Source organism: Hymenobacter ginkgonis, assembly GCF_009755225.1.
Lineage (GTDB): Bacteria > Bacteroidota > Bacteroidia > Cytophagales > Hymenobacteraceae > Hymenobacter > Hymenobacter ginkgonis.
On sequence record NZ_WQKZ01000002.1, the window covers coordinates 465171 to 483914 of the forward strand.

Consider the following 18744-nt stretch of genomic DNA (forward strand, 5'->3'; position numbering starts at 1 on the left):
CACTGGTTCAAAAAGACGACCTTTAGCGCTACCCCTATGTTTCAGCAAGAAGAATACGACCTCATCGTAGTAGGCGCGGGCCATGCCGGCTGCGAAGCCGCCGCGGCCGCCGCCAACCTGGGCTCGAAGGTGCTGCTGGTGACGATGAACATGAATACCATCGCCCAGATGTCGTGCAACCCGGCGATGGGGGGGGTAGCCAAAGGCCAGATAGTGCGCGAGATAGATGCGCTCGGCGGGCAGTCGGGCCTCATCACCGACCGCACCATGATTCAGTTTCGGATGCTGAACCGCTCGAAAGGCCCCGCCATGTGGAGCCCGCGCGCGCAAAGCGACCGCATGCGCTTTGCTGAGGAATGGCGCCTGACGCTGGAGCAGATTCCGAACGTCGATTTCTGGCAGGAAGCCGTCACGGGCTTGCTGATTGAGAACGACGCTTGCGTGGGCATTCGCACCGCGCTCGGCATCGAGTTTCGCAGCAAAACGGTGGTGCTTACCAACGGCACTTTCCTCAACGGCCTGATTCACATTGGGGAGAAGAACTTTGGGGGGGGTAGGGCCGCGGAGAAAAACAGCCGCGGTATCACCGAGCAGCTCTTGGAGCTGGGCTTTGAGGCCGGGCGCATGAAAACCGGCACGCCGCCCCGCGTGGATGGCCGCTCGCTCGACTATTCTAAAATGGAAGTGCAGGACGGCGACGCCAACCCGAGTCGTTTCTCGTACCTCGACACGCCGCCGCTCACGGGGCAGCGCCCGTGCTACATCACGTATACCAACGAGCGGGTGCACAACATCTTGCGCGAAGGCTTCGAGAAATCGCCCATGTTTCAGGGGCGCATTAAGGGACTGGGGCCGCGCTACTGCCCGAGCGTGGAAGACAAAATCAACCGCTTTGCCGACAAAGACCGGCACCAGATTTTTGTGGAGCCCGAGGGCTGGAGCACCGTGGAGTGCTACGTAAACGGCTTTAGCAGTTCGCTGCCGGAGGATGTGCAGTACCGCGCCCTGCGCGAGATTGCGGGCTTTGAAAAGGCCAAAATGTTCCGGCCCGGCTACGCGATTGAGTACGACTTCTTCCCGCCTACCCAGCTTACCAACACGCTCGAAACCAAGCCAGTGCGCAACCTCTGGCTGGCGGGCCAGATAAACGGCACCACCGGCTACGAAGAAGCGGCTTGCCAAGGCCTGATGGCCGGCATCAACGCTCACCAGCGCGCCCACGACAAGCCGGCCTTCACGCTGCGGCGCGACGAGGCCTACATTGGTGTGCTCATCGACGACCTCATCAATAAAGGCACCGACGAGCCCTACCGCATGTTTACGAGCCGGGCCGAGCACCGCATCTTGCTGCGCCAAGACAACGCCGACCTGCGCCTTACCCCCCTCGGGCACGCCCTGGGCCTAGCCAGCGACGAGCGCTTGGCCCGCGTGCGCCAGAAGGAAGCCGATACTGCCGCTGCCCTGGCTGTGCTGGCCAACTTCGGCATTGAGCTCGCCGACATCAATCCCTTCTTGGTAGCGCACGGCTCGGCCGAGATTCACGAGAAAACCCGCGCCCTCAACCTGCTGCGCCGGCCTAATATTGAGCTACCTGAGCTGACGGCCGCGCTGCCCGCGCTGGCCGAAAAGCTGGCGGCCTTTGGGGCCGAAGCCCAGGAGCAAGCCATTATTCAGACCAAGTACGAAACGTACTTGCAGAAGGAGCAGCAGCAGGCCCAGCGCATGCGCGAGCTAGAAAACTTCGTGATTCAGGGCCGCCTCAACTACGGCGCCATGCCCGCGCTTAGCCACGAGGCACGCGAAAAATTGCTCAAGATTCAGCCCGAAACGTTGGGGCAAGCTTCGCGCATCAGCGGCGTGAGCCCCGCCGACGTGTCGGTGCTTATGGTGTACCTGGGACGATGACGTGGAGTTAGGCGTTAAAAGTTAGGCGTTAACGACCGGCCTTGCAGCTGCTATTGCGCCCAACTTTTAGCTCTTAGCTTTTAGCTCATACCTCATAATTAAACGAAGTGGTTTACGAACTATTAGAGAGCTGCCCGGTGTGTGGGAGCACCACCTTCCGCGATAAGCTGGTGGTACAGGATAAATCGGTGAGCCAGGAGCTGTTTACGATTGTGCAGTGCCAGAACTGCGGCTTCCAGTTTACCAACCCGCGCCCCCGCGCCGAGCACATCGGCAAGTACTACGAATCTGACGCTTACGTATCGCACAACAGCGGCGCCCAGGGCCTGATAAACCGCGTGTACAAAGTAGCCCGCTACTTTACGGTGCGCCACAAAGTGGCTTTGCTTACGCAGCTGCACGGTGGGCGCCGGGGCCAACTGCTCGACTACGGCTGTGGTACGGGCCACTTTTTGGCGGGTGCCAAAAAAGCTGGCTGGCAGGTAACGGGCCTCGAACCCAATGCCCGCGCCCGCCAGGATGCCACTGCCCGCCTGGGCCAGCCTATTCTAGAGCCGGCGGCGCTGGCTACGCTGCCGCCCGCCAGCTTCGACGCGGTGACGCTCTGGCACGTGCTAGAGCACGTACACAGCCTGCACGAAACGCTGGAGCAGCTACTTCATGTACTCAAGCCCAGCGGCCACCTGCTCATTGCGGTGCCCAACCCCGACAGCCTCGACGCCCAGCACTACCGCCAGGAGTGGGCGGCTTATGATGTGCCGCGCCACCTCTACCATTTTGTGCCGGCTACCATGGGCCAGCTACTGGCCCGCCACGGCCTGCGCATCATTCAAACCCTACCCCTCACCCTGGATGCGTACTACGTGAGCATGCTTTCGGAAAAGCAGCGGTCTCCCGAGCGGGCGGGCGGGCCTATTACGGTACTCAAGGCAGGTTTTCAGTCCAACCAATACGCGGCGCAGCGCAGCGGGCAATATTCGAGCTTGCTCTACGTAGCGCAACGCAGCCCAGCCGCGGGCTAGCCCCACGGGCCGCGGCTGAGGTAGCTACTTTTGCCGAGCTTTTCCGCCGTTTTTTTGTCCATGAGTTTTCGCGCTGCCTTTCGTTTCTTCTTGACTACTAACGCGAAAACCAGCCGCCCGCTAAGCCGGGGGGTAGGCGCTGGGCTGGGGCTGCTGGCCCTGGCCGGGCTGGGCAGCTGCGCGGCCATTAGTGCGCCGCAGGGCGGGCCGCGCGATAAAACGCCGCCCCGCCTAGTTGCCACTTCGCCCGACAGCGCGGCCCGCAATGTGAACCCGCCGTTTATCCGGCTCACTTTTTCGGAACCGGTACAGGTGAAGGATTTGCCGAAGAACCTGCTCATTACCCCGCAGCTCGCGCCCGACAATGTGTACACCGTGCGCGCCGACCGCAACGCCGTGTCGCTGCTGTTTAAGAAGCCCCTAGACGCCAACACCACGTACTCGTTTAACTTCCGCAAGGCCATTGTGGATGCCAACGAAAGCCTGCCGGCCAAGTACGAGGCCTTGAGTTTCAGCACCGGCGCCACCCTCGACTCGGGCCGGGTAAGTGGCACGGTGGTAGACCTGCTTACCGCCCGCCCCGCCAAGGATGTTATCGTGGGCCTGTACCGCACCACCGACACGGTGGGCGTGCGCCGCGGCCAGCCTTACTACCTCACCCGGACCGACGACAAGGGCACTTTTCAGCTCAATTTCGTGCGCGTAGCTCCCTACAAAGTGTACGCCTGGGCGGATAAGAATAATAACAGCCGCTTCGACGACGGCGAAAAAATCGCCTATTTCCCTACCCCCCTCGCCGTTAGCGACACCACCGCTGGCCGCACCCTCGCGCTGGTGCACCCCGACCGCCTACCGCCCCAGCGCACGGGCCTCGAAGCCACGGCTACCCAAGTGCAGCTGCGGTTTAACGAAGGCTTGGCCACCGCCGTGCTTACGCCCACGGCGGCGGGCGCGCCGACGGCAGCAGTGCAGGCTGCCACCGAGCTTTCGGGCCAGGGCCGAGTGCTGATACTTTATAAAACGCCGGCCCTCGTCGATGGCCGCTACCTGCTGGCCGTGAGCGACAGCACCGGCAACACGCGCCGCGACACGCTCAATATTCGTTTTCCGGTACCCACGGCGGCGGGGCGCAAAGTGGTGCTGCCCGGCACTACCGTAGAAGGCAACCCGCGCACCGTGTACCGCCAAGGGCAGGTAAAATTCCGCTTTCCGGTGCCGGTCCAGCTGGTGCCGGGCAAGGCGGTGGGTACCCTCACCGAAGATTCGCTGCGTACTCGCCCCCTGCGCCTACCCCCCGATGGCAGCCTGAGCGCCGACCGCACACAGCTCACGATAACCCTCGACACCAAGGCCGTGAAGACGGTGGAAATTCGGCTCGACAGCACGGCGTTTGCGGCCATTACGGGGCAATCGCTGGGGCTGCGCCGGCCCTTGCGCCTGGCCGTGACCGACCAAGACCCCGGCGGTTTGCTTTCGGGTGCTATTCAAACGAAGGCGAAAAACTTCGATTTGCAACTGCTCAACGACCAGTTTCAGGTGCTCGACCAGTTGCGCTCGCCCCGCGGCACTTACCGCTTTGCGCACTTGGCGCCCGGCAAATACCGCCTGCGTGTGCTCATCGACCAAGATGGCGATGGCCGCTGGCGCAACGGCGACCCCAAACTACAAATTCCAGCTGAACCAGTTTACCTCTACCCCAAGGTGCTGGAAGTGCGCGCCGGCTGGGAGGCGGAAGAGAAGCTGAGCTTCTAAAAGCAGGTGCACCAGTGGATAAAGCCGTAGCGGTGTAGCACAGCGCGGTGGTCCGCACGTAGAGGTCATTACCCTTACTAAGCCCGCGTTGGTGGGCCTGGCTTCGCGCATGCCGTACCGGTTTGGTTGAGCTAGGCTTACCAAGGCGGGCTTGCTTCGTTTGCAGGCTAAGTAATCGAAAGAGGCGAAAAGCTATCGTTGCGCAGCGAAGCGCCTTTTTAGCGCAGCTTTCCACAGGAAGAGCGCCAAAACGCTGATTTTCGCTGTAAGAACGGTGAATAACCCGGTTTTGGTGGATAACTAAGCGGCGTTTCCAGTTACTGAGCGCAGTTTAGCCCCTTTTTCCACTAGTTATCCACCGGGTTATCCACGCAGGCGGAGTAGGCTTCCTTTCTGTGTGGATAAGTATGGGGATAAGTGTGTACTACCCGTGGATAAGATGAGGGAAAGTTTTTTTGGTAATTCGACCGCCAACGCAGCTAACTCTGATGGTGGATAAGCGTGGATAACTTCGACGGCCCACAAGCGCAATCCACACTGCCGCCAGCCTGTGGATTGTGAATTCGTGGATAACCCTGTGAATAGTGGATAACTCGCTTAAGTTATTCATTCCTACCCCCATGATATACACATTGCCTGTGGAAAGGCCGTGGATAAGCCGATAGTTTCCCACCCGTTATCCACGCTGTGGACAACTCTTGAGGGTTATCAACTTATCCACTGCCCTGATGGATGAAAACAAAAAGAGATTTTTAAAAAAGAAATTAATTCACTTATTAACTAAGTGGAAAACTTTGGCTGGGCTGCGGACTAGAGGTTGGCTTCGAGGCGGCCGGTTTTCGTATAAGCTGGGCAAAAGGCCCTACCCATACTTTTTCCACATGCCCTTCGATTACGACCTTGATTTTGCCACTGTCGATTTTCGGCAGCACCCCGAGCTGTACCGAGTGGGTAAGGGCGAGCAGGGCGTACTGCTGGTGCAGCCCTACAAAGGCGAAATCCTGCCCCACTGGCGCTTCAAGGATGCGGCGGCGGCCCGAGAGTCGTCGGCGGCTATCTGGAGCCTACTAGAGGCTTATTTAAAGGCCGAAGATTTTGTGGGAGCCGATATGGCGCGCAAATTCTTGCAAATGGGCTTCACGCGGGCCCGGCGCTACGCCAACCACGCCGGCGGCAAGAAATACGCAGGCCCGGTGCCCGCCGACAAGAAAGGCCAAAGCGGTGCCCATGGCCGCGCCGAGTTGCCGCGTAATCCACAACCCGATGTGGATAAAGTAGAAGCCGCCGCCATTTTTAAGCAGAAGTGGGACGAAGCCAAGGCGCTGCCCGAGTACCAGCGCCAAAAAGCCGCCTTCGAGGCCCGCTACGGGAAGTAGAGCGCAGTAGATGGTGCACATTTACGCACTAGGCACTCCTCATTGCGCACTGCCTATCGGGCTACCTTTGTATCAACTTCAAAACCCTTTTACCCATGAGCACCCCAACTACCACCCCCAGCAGCATCGAGGAAAACGAAATCATTCTGGGTACGGGCATGGGCCCGCTGCGCTTTGGCATGACGATGGACGAGGTTCGCACATTGGTGGGCGAGCCGGAGGAAATCGACGAGTCGGAAGACGAAGACGAGTTTGAGCACCAGGCCTGGAATTATTACGAAGACGACCATTTGTTGTCGCTGTACTTCGACCGCGAGGACGATTTCCGCCTCAGCTGCATCGAAACCGATAATCCTAGCCTGCGCCTCTTCGGCGAGGTGATTCACGGCCGGCCTTTCGACCAGATTAAAGCCCTCATGCAGCGCCACGAACAGGCACAACCCGAAATGGAAACCATGGAGGGCGGCGAAGTGCGGCTATCCTACGAGAAGTCTATGATAGACATGTACTTCGAGGAAGGAATGTTGCAGTTTGTCAACTTTGGCGTCTTCATCAACGACGACCTAGAGGTGCAATGGCCTAAATAGGCCATTGCCGTTAAAAGCGTAGAAGTTCCCGGTATTGTCCTGCATCTGCTTAACCTGGGCAAAAGTTATCCACAAAAAAGCCCTTTTTTAGTGTTGATAAGTGGATAACTCAGTGAAGCTGGGATTATTCCCACGTTACCGATTTCCATGTTGGCCAACCCGCCTAGTAAAAAAGCCAACCCTAACCGGGTTGGCTTTTTTGTGGATAACTACGTGGATATGTGGGTAACTCTGTTATGCTCAGCGCCAGTGAGGGGGGTAGGGGACTACCCGCTAATGGCGCGGAAGAGTAGAAACAGCCCGCCGGCAAGTACCATCGTTACGGGCAGCGTGAGTACCCAAGCCAAGGCGATGCTGCGCACCATGGCGGGGTTCAGGTTTTTGATGCCACGGTTGGCCACCATGCTGCCCGCGATGGCCGACGACAGCACGTGCGTAGTAGAGGAGGGGAGGCCCAACTGGGTGCTGGCCCCAATCATCATGGCAGCTACTAGCTCCGAGCTGGCACCCTGCGCGTAGGTGAGGTGCTCCTTGCCGATGCGCTCGCCGATGGTTTTCACGATGCGCTGCCAGCCAATCATGGTGCCGCAGGCCAACGACAGCGACACCATCAGCAGTACCTGCCAAGGCGCGTAGTCGGTGAAGGTGCTCATGTTGGCGATGGCGTCTTTGTAGGTGCTGCGGTCGGCAGTGCTTAGGCTAACGCTTTCGCTGGCCAGAAGCTTTTTACCGCGGTTGGCAAGCAGCAGAATGTCGCGCCGAATCTCGAAGCGGGCGTTTTGGGGTAGGTCCTCCACCTTGGTTTTGCCAGCGAATACGCGGTCGAGGTCGGTGGTTTGGGCCCGCACTTCGGTTAGCAGCTTTTGGTCGGCGGCACTCAACTCGGCCGAGTTAACGCGGCCAATCACGTACTCGACCTTGGCCAGCGAGTCGCGCAGGTCGAGTGGGTTTTTGGAGTTGTCGAGCGCAAAATGGATGGGTACGATGCCAATCAGAATCAGCATAATGAGCCCTACCCCCTTCTGGCCGTCGTTCGAGCCGTGGAAGAAGCTTACCAGTGTGCAGGTGGCAATGAGTGTGAGGCGAATGAACAGGGGCGGCGGCTTGCGTTTGTGCGGCTCCTTAAAAATGGCCTTGCTGGGCGAAAAGCGCTTGAGCAAGAACATCATACCAATGGTGAAGGTGAAGCCTAGCAGCGGGCCCAGCAGCAGGGCCAGGCCGCTTTCGCTGGCCTTGCTCCAGTTAATGGCCGCATCCTTACCCCCCGGCAGCAGCGAAAACGCAATGCCTACCCCCAAAATGGAGCCGATAAGTGCGTGCGACGACGACGAGGGAATGCCGTAGTACCAAGTGCCGATGTTCCAGATGATGGCCGCCACCAGCAGCGCACCCACCATGGCAATGCCGTGGTACACATTCTGGTCGATGAGGCTCTCGACGGGCAGCAGATACACAATGCCCATGGCCACGGCAATGCCGCCCGAAAACACGCCGATAAAATTCCAGAAAGCCGACCACACCACTGCTACCCACGGGCGCAGGGTGTTGGTATAGATGACCGTAGCCACGGCATTCGCCGTGTCGTGAAAGCCGTTGACAAATTCAAACATGCAAGCCGCTAGCAGGCAAACAGCTAGCAGCAGCAGTACATGGGGTTCAAGTCCGAACATAGAAAAACGCTGAGCTTGGATAATTCAGCGCTCAAAATTAACCCGGTATTGTGCTAGCGGCATGTTACCGAATTGTTGGCTCCCGCCAGGGGGGTAGGGGCCCCGGCGCTGGCAGCCGCAGCGCACGCACAATGCCAGACGTGCCTAACCGCCCTAACTTTGCTACTTATGAGCAAGCCCACTACGCCCGCAGAAAGCGCCCAACTAAAAGATATTGTGGCCCACGCCAAGGAATACGGCTTTGTGTTCCAATCTTCCGAAATCTATGACGGCCTGGCCGCTGTGTATGACTACGGCCCCAACGGCGTGGAGCTAAAAAATAACCTCAAGCGCCTGTGGTGGGAAGCCATGACCCAGCTGCACGGCAACGTGGTGGGCATCGACGCGGCCATTTTTATGGACCCGCGCACCTGGGAGGCCAGTGGCCACGTGGCGGGCTTCAACGACCCGCTCATCGACAACCTCGACAGCAAGAAGCGCTACCGCGCCGATGTGCTCATCGAAGAAAAAGCTGCTGAATACGAAAAAGCCGGCGACCCCGCCCGCGGCGCGGCGCTGACGGCCGAAATGGGCCGTCTACTCACCGCCAACGACTTGGCCGGCGTGAAGCAGCTCATTATTGACGAGAAAATAGTAGACCCACTTTCCGGCTCCAGCAAGTGGACCGACGTGCGCCAGTTCAACCTGATGTTTTCGACCCAGGGCTCGGCCGTAGATTCGGAGGCGGCGCCCGTGTACCTGCGGCCCGAAACGGCCCAAGGTATTTTTGTGAACTTTCTAAACGTGCAGAAATCGGCGCGGATGAAGATTCCGTTTGGTATCGCGCAGATTGGCAAGGCGTTCCGCAACGAGATTGTGGCCCGGCAGTTCATTTTCCGCATGCGCGAATTTGAGCAAATGGAGATGCAATTCTTTGTGCGCCCCGGCACCGAAGGCGAGTGGTACGACACCTGGAAGGCGGCCCGTCGCCGTTTTCACGAGGCCTTGGGTCTGCCGGCTGCCAAGCTGCGCTTCCACGACCACGACAAGCTGGCCCACTACGCCAAGGCCGCCGTGGACATTGAGTACGAATTTCCCTTCGGTTTCAAGGAGATGGAGGGCATTCACTCGCGCGGCGACTTCGACCTGACCCAGCACCAAAACCTGAGCCGCAAAAAGCAGCAGTACTTCGACAACGACATCGACGAAACGACTGGCAAACCCTACGGCAACTACGTGCCCTACGTGGTAGAAACGTCGGTAGGCGCTGACCGCCTGTTCTTGGCCACGCTCTGCGAGGCGTTTCAGGAAGAAACCATTACCGAAGGTGAAGGCGAAGCCCAAACCACCAAACAGCGCACCTTCCTGAAGCTGCACCCGGCCGTGGCGCCCATCAAGGCGGCTATTTTCCCGCTGGTGCGCAAGGACGGCATGCCCGAGAAAGCGCAGCAAATTTTCGATGATTTGCGGTTTGATTTCCGCTTGGTGATTGAGGACAAGGACGCCATTGGCAAGCGCTACACCCGCCAGGACCTAATCGGCACGCCTTTTTGTATTGTAGTCGACGGCCAAACGCTGGAAGACGACACCGTGACGGTGCGCCACCGCGACACCCGCGAGCAAACCCGAATGCCCATCAGCGCGTTGCGGGCCTACATTGGCGAAGCTGTGAGCTTTAAGACGGTGTTTGCGAAGCTGTAGCTTCGAGGTACCGTGCTAGGGTAGGGGAGTTGCCTGTACTAAATTCTAAAGCTTATGTGGGGACATATCGCCCTCTTTATCATCAAGTACCGGCAGTGGCTGCTGGGCCTGATTGCCGTGTTCACCGTGTTTATGGCTTGGGAGGCCAAAGACGTGGAGATGACCTACGATTTTGCCCAAGTCGTGAGCCCGAAGGACCCCGATATGGTGTACTTCCAGCAGTTCAAAAAGACTTTTGGCGAGGACGGCAACATTCTCGTGCTGGGCATGCAGGACAGCTCGGTGTACCAGTTGAGTAAGTTCAACCAGCTGCACCAGCTTACTGATACCCTGGCCAAGGTGGAGGGGGTGAGCGGCGTGCTCGGCATCACGCGCCTCATCCAGATTGAGAAGGATACGATTAACTCGAAGTTCGTTACTACCCCCATCTTCAAGGCTGCCCCGCGCTCGCAGCACGAACTGGACTCGCTGATGCGCGTGGTCAACAGTATTGAGTTTTATAAGGGGCAAATTATTGCGCCGCGCACCGGGGCTACCCTGCTGGCCGTCACGCTCGACCCAGCCTATCTCAACTCCAACCGCCGCCAGGCCGTGATGAACCACATCCTGGGCCACGCCGAGCGGTTTGAGAAGGACACGCGCATCAAGATGCACTACGCGGGCCTGCCCTACGTGCGCTCCACAATGACGAGCAAGGTGGCCGGCGAGATGAAGTTTTTTGCCATGCTGGTGGTGCTCGTCATGGGCATTACGCTGTTTATGTTCTTCCGCACCTGGTCGGCGGTGGTATTTCCACTGCTGGTGGTCGTGTGCGTGATGATATGCTGCGTGGGCAGCATCGTGCTGCTAGGGTATAAAATCAATCTGCTTACGGGGCTTATTCCTAGTATTCTGGTAGTCATCGGCGTGCCGAACTGCACCTACCTGCTTTCGCGCTACCACTACGACTACCGCAAATCGGGCAATCAGATTCTGGCCATGACGCGGGTTATCCGCAAAATTGGCCTCATTACGCTCATGAACAACCTCACCACGGCCATCGGCTTCGTGGTGTTCACGTTCACGGATATTGCCATTCTCTACCAGTTTGGCATGGTGGCGACGATTAACATTTTCATCGCCTTCATCATCAGCTTCATCATGATTCCGGCGGTGTTTACTTACCTGCCGCCACCCACCGAGAAGCAGCTCGAACACCTCGATTCGAAGCCGCTGCTGGGCATTATTCACTTCCTCGACCACGTGGTGCTGTACCGGCGTGGCACGGTGTATTTGGCCGCGCTAGGCCTGCTCGTCATTGCGGGGGTAGGGATTCGGAAGATTGAAGCCGTGTCGTTCATGGTGGATGATTTGCCTAAAAACAGCTCGGTAAATGCTGACTTGAGCTTCTTCGAAGACCACTTCAGCGGGGTGATGCCCCTGGAATTCGTAGTTGATACCGGCAAGCCGAAAGGCCTATTCAAGCTGCCCAACTTGCAGAAAATAGACCAATTTGAGCGCTTCCTGCGGGCCCAGCCCGAGCTGTCGCCGCCCATTAGCATGGTCACGTTTATCAAGGCGGCTACCCAGGCTTTTTACAACGGCCAGCCCGAGTTTTATCGCCTGCCGAATAACGACGATAAGAATTTCATCCTGAGTTACCTCGCCAATTCGCAGGGGGGTAGCGCCGCCAACAGCCCCGATTCGACCAAAACCACGGTCGCCCAGGGCAAGGCCGGCAGCTCGATGAATAAGCTGCTCAACAGCTTCGTCGATAAAAACTCGCAGAAGGCCCGTATTAGCCTCAAAATTGCCGATATCGGCTCGCACAAACTCGATACGCTCGTGACGCGCCGCATTCAGCCGGCGATGGACCGCATCTTCAAAAACTCGGGCATGACGGTGCGCCGCACTGGCACCACGGTCATCTTCACGAAGGGCAACGAGTACGTTATTGGTACCTTGCGCGAGAGCCTAATGTGGGCTTTTGGCCTGGTAGCGGTAGTCGTGCTGCTGCTGTTCCGCTCGTTCCGCACCATCTTCTACGCCCTTACCCCCAACCTATTTACGCTGGCCCTCACGGCCGGTATCATGGGGTATTTTGGCATTGCGCTTAAGCCCAGCACCGCGCTCATTTTCGTGATTGCGCTGGGTATTGATGGTGATAACTCCATTCATTTGCTGGCTAAATTCCGGCAAGAAATGGCGATGGCCGGTCGCACCGTTACCGAAGCCATTACCAATACGATGGTGGAAGCCGGCACGAGTATGATTTATACCAGTATCGTGCTCTTCCTGGGCTTTAGCATCTTCGCCTTCAGCGAGTTTGGCGGCACGAAGGCGCTGGGCGTGCTCATGGGCGCTTCGCTGCTGATAACCAACTTCTCCAACCTCGTGCTGCTGCCGACCTTGCTCGTGACTTTTGAGCACGGCAAGGGTGAGAAAATTCCCGGCGATGCGCTCATCCGGCACTACGACGAGAACTACCACGAAGAAGACGACGACATGGACCAGAACCTGCAACGCTTGAGCGTGGAGCGGGCCAAGGTTAAAACAGTTTGATTAGCTGAATTTTAGAAAAAGAACGTCATATAAAACAACGGGAAGCATTTGGTAGGGCTACTAACCCAATCGTACCCTGCCAAAATGCTCCTCCTTGTTCAGTATGACAGCTGGTAGTAACCGGCTGATGAACTCAACAACAATGACTTACCCCGAATACAAGCAGCCGCTCGACTACGCCAAGCTCGCCACCGATGTACGCGCCAGCTGGGACGCCAACGGCATCTTTAAGAAGAGCGTGAGCAGCCGCGAGGGCCAGCCCACGTTCGTGTTTTACGAGGGCCCGCCTTCGGCCAACGGCCAGCCTGGCATTCACCACGTGATGGCGCGGGCGGTGAAGGATATCTTCTGCCGCTACCAAACGCAGCTCGGCAAGCAGGTGCCCCGCAAGGGCGGTTGGGACACCCACGGCCTGCCCATCGAGCTGCAAGTGGAGAAGGAGCTAGGCATCACGAAGGAAGATATCGGCCACAAAATCAGCGTCGAAGACTACAACCAGCGCTGCCGCGAAACCGTGATGCGCTTTAAAGCGCAGTGGGATGAGCTGACGCAGCAAATGGGCTACTGGGTGGACCTCGACGACCCTTATATCACCTTCGAGCCCGAGTACATCGAGAGCTGCTGGGCCCTACTTAAGAAGCTATACGACAAGGGCTTTCTATACAAAGGCTACACCATTCAGCCCTACTCGCCGGCCGCCGGCACCGGCCTCAGCTCGCACGAGTTGAACCAGCCCGGCACGTATAAGGACGTGAAGGATACAACCATCGTGGCGCAGTTTAAGGTGGTGCGCGATGCGGCTTCGGAGAAGTTGTTTGCCAGCGAGGGGGTAGGCGAAACCTACATCTTGGCTTGGACAACCACCCCTTGGACGCTGCCCGCCAATACCGGCTTGGCTGTAGGCAAGAATATTCCTTACGTGCTGGTTTCGACCTTCAACCCGTACACTGCTGCACCTGTCCGAGTGGTGCTGGCGAAAGCGTTGGTGAGCAAATATTTTTCGGAGAAAGGTGCTGCTGCGCCCTTCGAAGGCTACGCTGAAGGCGATAAGAAAGTACTTCCTTGGCGCGTTGAAGCCGAGTTTACCGGTGCTGACTTAGTCGGTATTCACTACGAGCGCTTATTCAACACCGAAGCTGGTTTCCCACACTTTGAAGGCGAGGAAAACGCTTTTCGCGTTATTGTGGGCGACTTTGTGACGACCGAGGACGGCACGGGTATCGTGCACATTTCACCCACTTTTGGCGCCGATGACTTCCGGGTAGCACAACTCAACGGCATTCCTGCGCTGATGGTGGCCGACGACCAGGGCAAGCTAGGCCCCATCGTGGACCGCACGGGCCGCTACGTGGCCGAAATGGGCGAGTTTGGTGGCCGCTGGGTGAAAAACTACGACGGCCACGACCAGAGCGGCGCCGATTATAAAACGCTGGATGAGAGCATCGCCATCCGGATGCGCACCAACGGCACGGCCTTCAAAACCGAGAAGTACGAGCATACCTACCCGCACTGCTGGCGCACTGACAAGCCGGTGCTCTACTACCCCCTCGACTCGTGGTTTATCAAGACCACGGCCGTGAAAGACCGGCTCATCGAGCTCAACAAAACCATTAACTGGAAGCCCGAAAGCACCGGCACCGGCCGCTTCGGCAACTGGCTCGAAAACCTGGTGGACTGGAACCTCAGTCGCTCGCGCTATTGGGGTACGCCGCTGCCCATCTGGCGCACCCAGGACCGCACCGAGGAAATCTGCATTGGCTCGATTGCCGAGCTGAAAGCGGAGATTGATAAGGCCGTAGCGGCCGAAGTCATGACCCACAACCCGTATGCGAACGGTGAAAAAATTGACCTGCACCGCCCGTATGTAGACGATATTTTCCTCGTTTCGCCCAGCGGCCAGCCTATGTACCGCGAGCCTGACCTCATCGACGTGTGGTTTGACTCGGGCGCGGTGCCGTATGCGCAGTGGCACTACCCCTTTGAAAATCAAGAAGTTTTCCAGAAGAACTTCCCTGCCGATTTCATTGCCGAAGGCGTGGACCAAACGCGTGGCTGGTTCTTCACGCTGCACGCCCTGGCCGTGATGCTGGAAGACTCGGTAGCCTTCAAAAACGTGATTGCCAACGGCTTGGTGCTGGACAAGAACGGCAACAAGATGAGCAAGCGCCTAGGTAATGCCGTAGACCCTTTTGCGACCATCGCGCAGTACGGCCCCGACGCCACCCGCTGGTACATGATTTCCAACGCGCCGCCATGGGACAACCTCAAGTTTGACCAGGCGGGCATCACAGAGGTGCAACGGCGCTTTTTCGGCACGCTGTTTAATACGTACTCGTTCTTCGCGCTGTACGCGAATCTGGACGGTTTCCAGGTTAGCCCTACCCCCCTGCCCGTGGCCGAGCGCACCGAGCTGGACCGCTGGATTCTGAGCAAGTTGCAGAGCTTGCTGGCTGAAGTACGTGGCCATTTCGACAGCTACGACCCCACGAAAGCTGCTCGCGCCATCCAAGATTTTGTCACCGACCAACTCTCCAACTGGTACGTGCGCCTCTCGCGCCGCCGCTTCTGGAAAGGCGAGTTAACTACCGATAAACAAGCCGCTTACGAGACGCTGCACGAGTGTTTAAGCACCGTGGCGCAGCTCATGGCTCCCATCGCGCCCTTCTTCGCCGATTGGCTCTATGGCAACCTCACCAAAGGCCAGACTGCCGCCGAGTCGGTGCATTTGACTTATTTAGCTGAAGCCAATACTATGCTCATCGACAAGGCGTTGGAGGAGCGTATGGAGCTAGCTCAGCGCATCAGTTCGCTCACGCACTCACTACGCAAGAAGTCGGTGCTGAAAGTGCGCCAACCCTTGCAGCGCATTCTGGTGCCTGTGCTTAATGACACCACAAAGGAGCAAGTCGGGCTAGTCGAGGACCTGATTTGCGCCGAAGTAAACGTGAAGCACATCGAGTTTCTAGACGACACCAGCGGCGTGCTGGTGAAGTCGGTGAAGCCCAATTTTAAGCGCCTCGGCCAAGTGTACGGCCCGCGCCTAAAGGCTGTCGGTGCCCGTATCCAAACCCTAACTAGCGACGAGCTAACCCAGCTCGAAAAGCAGGGTGAGTTAGCGGTAGAAGTGGAGGGCGAAACCCTTACGCTGCACCTCGACGAAGTCGAAATTCGCACCCAGGACCTGCCCGGCTGGCTTGTGGCCACCGACGGCCCGCTTACCGTGGCCCTCGACGTGACCCTCACCGACGAACTGCGGCAGGAAGGCTTAGCACGCGAGCTAGTCAATCGCCTCCAAAACCTGCGCAAAGACTCGGGTTTGGAAGTGCAGGACCGCATCAGCGTGACGCTAGCCGCTAGCGCGCCCACCGAACTGCAAGCCGCCGTGCAGTCGTTTGGCGACTACATCCGCACCGAAGTGCAGGCCCTACGCCTTGACTTTGTGCCCGAAGTAGCCGACGGTGCGGTGCTAGAATTCGACGATTTTCAAGTGCCTGCTAAAGTTGATGTAGTAACTACTTGATTATGAGAGGCCCGGGCGTTTTAGAAAAGCGCCTGGGTTTTCCCGCGCACAACGCTTCCTTCCGCCGTTTTAAATGGTTATGAAACCTCATAAATCGGTATAAAACAGTACAAAGCAATTAGAGTTTCACCTGTGCAAACCGATTTTTCCCTGGATTCCTCTTCTACGCCGTTGCGCTACCCCGCGCGACGCGGTAGTGTACTGCCCTTCTTCCTATTGGCTTTGCTGGTTATAGGTATCGACCAATTATCTAAGTATTTGGTACACAGTAGCCAAACGCTTACTTCGGGAGGAGAGATTTTGCTGCTAGGGCATTGGTTTAAGCTGCACTACACTACCAACCCCGGGATGGCCTTCGGTGTCGAACTGCCGCCGCCCTACGGAAAGCTGCTGCTCACGGCTTTTCGGCTGGCGGCAGTAGGTGGGCTTAGCTACTACATCGTTTACTTGTGGCGACACCGGGCAGCCGCAGGCTTCATTGCTTGCATGGCCCTGATTTTGGGCGGAGCTGTAGGCAACTTAGTAGATTCCATTTTCTACGGCGTCATTTACCACAATGCGCCTTTTGGCTCGCCTACCCCCTGGTTTTTCGGGCAGGTTATCGACATGCTGTATGCAGATATCTACGAAGGGTTTTTGCCCGCCGCGTGGCCACTAATTGGCGGAAAGTACGTTTCGCTGTGGCCTATTTTTAACGTGGCTGACTCTTCCATTTTTGTGGGGGTAGCCCTTATTCTTTTGCTGCAAGGCCGCTTCTTTAAACAGTCGCAACCCACAGCCGCTACGGCCGGCCCGCCGGCTTCGGAACCTTCCTAGTAAACTTGCGGCGCGGATTACTCCGCGCCGCTTTTTTTGGTGCCTATGCCTTTGCTTTCCGTACAAGACCTGACCATCGACTTCCGCTCGCAGCGTGGGCATACGCGGGCCGTGGCGGGCGTGTCGTTTGAGATGAGTAGGGGAGAGGTAGTCGCCATTGTAGGCGAGTCGGGCTCGGGCAAGTCGGTAACGTCCTTGGCACTGCTCGGGCTGCTGGCTAGGCCAGCAGCGCACATCGAGGAGGGCACCGCCCGTTTCGAGTCGGAAAAACTAGGTGAGGTAGACTTGCTGCAACTTACCGAAACGCAGCTGCAGCAAGTGCGGGGCAACGACATCAGCATGATTTTTCAGGAGCCGATGACCTCGCTGAACCCCGTGCTGACCTGCGGCAATCAAGTCGTTGAGGCCTTGCGGCTGCATACCAGCCTTAGTGTTCAGGAAGCGGAGGCCCGTACCATCGAGCTATTCACCGAAGCACAATTGCCCCGGCCCGCGCAAATCTTCAAGGCCTACCCCCATGAAATTAGTGGAGGCCAGAAGCAGCGCGTAATGATTGCCATGGCCATGGCTTGCCGCCCCGCGCTGCTCATCGCCGACGAGCCTACCACGGCGCTCGACGTGACGGTGCAGGCGCGCATCCTGCAACTCATCCGCGACCTGCGCCGCGAGCATGGTACGGCCGTGTTGTTCATCACGCACGACCTGGGGGTGGTAGCCGAGATTGCCGACCGCATCTTGGTGATGTACCGGGGTAGGGTAGTAGAACAAGGCTCGGTGCTTGATATTTTTACCGACCCACAACATCCCTATACACGTGGCCTTTTGGCCTGCCGCCCGTACCTGTCTATTGGTAAGGCGCGGCTGCCGGTGGTGGCTGATTTTATGGTGACTGATGCAGCCGGTAATTTCACCGATAGGGCACTCATGGCTCCGGTGCAGGTAGCTGCTGAGCTGCCTGCTCAGTTACGGACTAATTCTGACACTACCAAAACGTTCCCCGTGGAACAAAATCAACGTTCCACGGCCGTTTTGCCCTTGCTGCAAGTCGAAAACTTGCAAGTGTACTTTCCAATTCGCAAGGGGTTTTTCACGCGGGCTACCACTTACGTGCGGGCCGTAGATGAAGTCAGCTTTACTATCAATGCAGGCGAAACGGTCGGTCTTGTGGGCGAGTCCGGCTGCGGTAAAACTACCCTTGGCCGCGCCCTGCTGCGCCTAACGGAACCAACCGCCGGCCGCATCCTGTTTGAAGGAACCGATTTGGCACGCTTGCCCACTGGCGAATTGCGCCATCGGCGGCGCGAGTTTCAGCTTGTATTTCAGGACCCGTATGCGGCCCTGAACCCTATGCTGACGGTGGGCGAAGCTATCCTGGAGCCGTTGCGGGTGCACGGGGTAGGTGGCACTCGTGCCGAGCAAAAGACTAGGGTGCGCGAGTTGCTGCGCACTGTTGGCTTGAGCGAGGACGCGGAGCAGCGCTACCCCCACGAGTTCAGCGGTGGGCAACGCCAGCGCATTTGCATTGCGCGCGCGCTAGCCCTGCGGCCCAAGTTTATTGTGTGCGACGAGTCGGTGTCAGCGCTCGATGTATCGGTGCAAGCACAGGTCCTCAACCTGCTCAATGACCTAAAGCGCGAGCTGGGTATTACCTACCTTTTCATTACCCACGACTTGTCGGTAGCCCGGTTTATGAGCGACCGACTACTGGTGATGAGCCAGGGTAAGATTGTAGAAAGCGGTCCCGCGGCCGACGTATATGCCCACCCCCAGCACCCGTATACGCAGCAGTTGCTGGCTGCTATTCCAAGCGACGACCCTGCCCGTATTGCGGCGCGGACAATAGGCTAGGGGGTAGGCCTTGCCTCGACCCATTAG

General features: G+C 58.0%; 11 protein-coding genes. 10 read left to right on the forward strand and 1 reads right to left on the reverse strand.

Features of this window, described 5'->3' with window-relative positions; all coding sequences use genetic code 11:
• Window positions 1-36: 36 nt before the first annotated feature.
• From mnmG to GO988_RS07840, 5 genes are all read left to right on the forward strand, one after another.
• Window positions 37-1905 carry a tRNA uridine-5-carboxymethylaminomethyl(34) synthesis enzyme MnmG gene (gene mnmG, locus GO988_RS07820; protein WP_157563914.1) on the forward strand — a complete coding sequence of 623 codons (1869 nt, stop codon included), beginning with the start codon at window positions 37-39 and terminating at the stop codon, window positions 1903-1905.
• A 107-nt stretch (window positions 1906-2012) separates the two neighbouring features.
• Window positions 2013-2927, forward strand: a complete 915-nt coding sequence (locus tag GO988_RS07825; RefSeq protein ID WP_317164816.1) for a methyltransferase domain-containing protein — start codon at window positions 2013-2015, stop codon at window positions 2925-2927.
• Between the two features lie 60 nt (window positions 2928-2987).
• On the forward strand, window positions 2988-4679 hold the full coding sequence (locus GO988_RS07830) for an Ig-like domain-containing domain (RefSeq protein WP_157563916.1): 1692 nt from the start codon (window positions 2988-2990) through the stop codon (window positions 4677-4679).
• Between the two features lie 881 nt (window positions 4680-5560).
• A complete protein-coding gene (locus GO988_RS07835; protein ID WP_157563918.1) occupies window positions 5561-6055 on the forward strand; it encodes a DUF4385 domain-containing protein in 495 nt (164 codons plus the stop codon).
• Between the two features lie 95 nt (window positions 6056-6150).
• Window positions 6151-6642: a hypothetical protein gene (locus tag GO988_RS07840; RefSeq protein WP_157563920.1), complete on the forward strand. Its 492-nt coding sequence runs from the start codon at window positions 6151-6153 to the stop codon at window positions 6640-6642.
• Window positions 6643-6908: 266 nt separating this feature from the next.
• Here GO988_RS07840 and GO988_RS07845 read toward each other — a convergent pair whose 3' ends face one another.
• Window positions 6909-8312 (reverse strand): inorganic phosphate transporter, encoded by a 1404-nt coding sequence (locus GO988_RS07845; RefSeq protein WP_157563922.1) that lies wholly within the window; start codon window positions 8310-8312, stop codon window positions 6909-6911.
• A 168-nt stretch (window positions 8313-8480) separates the two neighbouring features.
• Here GO988_RS07845 and GO988_RS07850 point away from each other — a divergent pair, with 168 nt between their 5' ends.
• The 5 genes from GO988_RS07850 to GO988_RS07870 all read left to right on the forward strand — a co-directional run bounded on the left by GO988_RS07850 (window position 8481) and on the right by GO988_RS07870 (window position 18717).
• Window positions 8481-9992 (forward strand): glycine--tRNA ligase, encoded by a 1512-nt coding sequence (locus GO988_RS07850; protein ID WP_157563924.1) that lies wholly within the window; start codon window positions 8481-8483, stop codon window positions 9990-9992.
• 54 nt (window positions 9993-10046) lie between these two features.
• On the forward strand, window positions 10047-12533 hold the full coding sequence (locus GO988_RS07855; RefSeq protein ID WP_157563926.1) for an efflux RND transporter permease subunit: 2487 nt from the start codon (window positions 10047-10049) through the stop codon (window positions 12531-12533).
• A gap of 142 nt (window positions 12534-12675) precedes the next feature.
• Window positions 12676-16053 (forward strand): isoleucine--tRNA ligase, encoded by a 3378-nt coding sequence (ileS, locus tag GO988_RS07860; protein WP_157565390.1) that lies wholly within the window; start codon window positions 12676-12678, stop codon window positions 16051-16053.
• Window positions 16054-16269: 216 nt separating this feature from the next.
• Complete coding sequence (locus GO988_RS07865; RefSeq protein WP_262885668.1) at window positions 16270-16869, forward strand: lipoprotein signal peptidase; 600 nt, start codon at window positions 16270-16272, stop codon at window positions 16867-16869.
• Window positions 16870-16914: 45 nt separating this feature from the next.
• Window positions 16915-18717, forward strand: coding sequence for an ABC transporter ATP-binding protein (locus tag GO988_RS07870; protein ID WP_157563928.1), 1803 nt, complete (start codon window positions 16915-16917; stop codon window positions 18715-18717).
• Window positions 18718-18744 lie beyond the last annotated feature (27 nt).

Coding starts and splice junctions, on each gene's coding strand:
- mnmG (WP_157563914.1), top strand. CDS start 37: ATGTTTCAGCAAGAAGAATACGACCTCATCGTAGTAGGCGCGGGCCAT.
- GO988_RS07830 (WP_157563916.1), top strand. CDS start 2,988: ATGAGTTTTCGCGCTGCCTTTCGTTTCTTCTTGACTACTAACGCGAAA.
- GO988_RS07835 (WP_157563918.1), top strand. CDS start 5,561: ATGCCCTTCGATTACGACCTTGATTTTGCCACTGTCGATTTTCGGCAG.
- GO988_RS07840 (WP_157563920.1), top strand. CDS start 6,151: ATGAGCACCCCAACTACCACCCCCAGCAGCATCGAGGAAAACGAAATC.
- GO988_RS07845 (WP_157563922.1), bottom strand. CDS start 8,312: ATGTTCGGACTTGAACCCCATGTACTGCTGCTGCTAGCTGTTTGCCTG.
- GO988_RS07850 (WP_157563924.1), top strand. CDS start 8,481: ATGAGCAAGCCCACTACGCCCGCAGAAAGCGCCCAACTAAAAGATATT.
- GO988_RS07855 (WP_157563926.1), top strand. CDS start 10,047: ATGTGGGGACATATCGCCCTCTTTATCATCAAGTACCGGCAGTGGCTG.
- ileS (WP_157565390.1), top strand. CDS start 12,676: ATGACTTACCCCGAATACAAGCAGCCGCTCGACTACGCCAAGCTCGCC.
- GO988_RS07870 (WP_157563928.1), top strand. CDS start 16,915: ATGCCTTTGCTTTCCGTACAAGACCTGACCATCGACTTCCGCTCGCAG.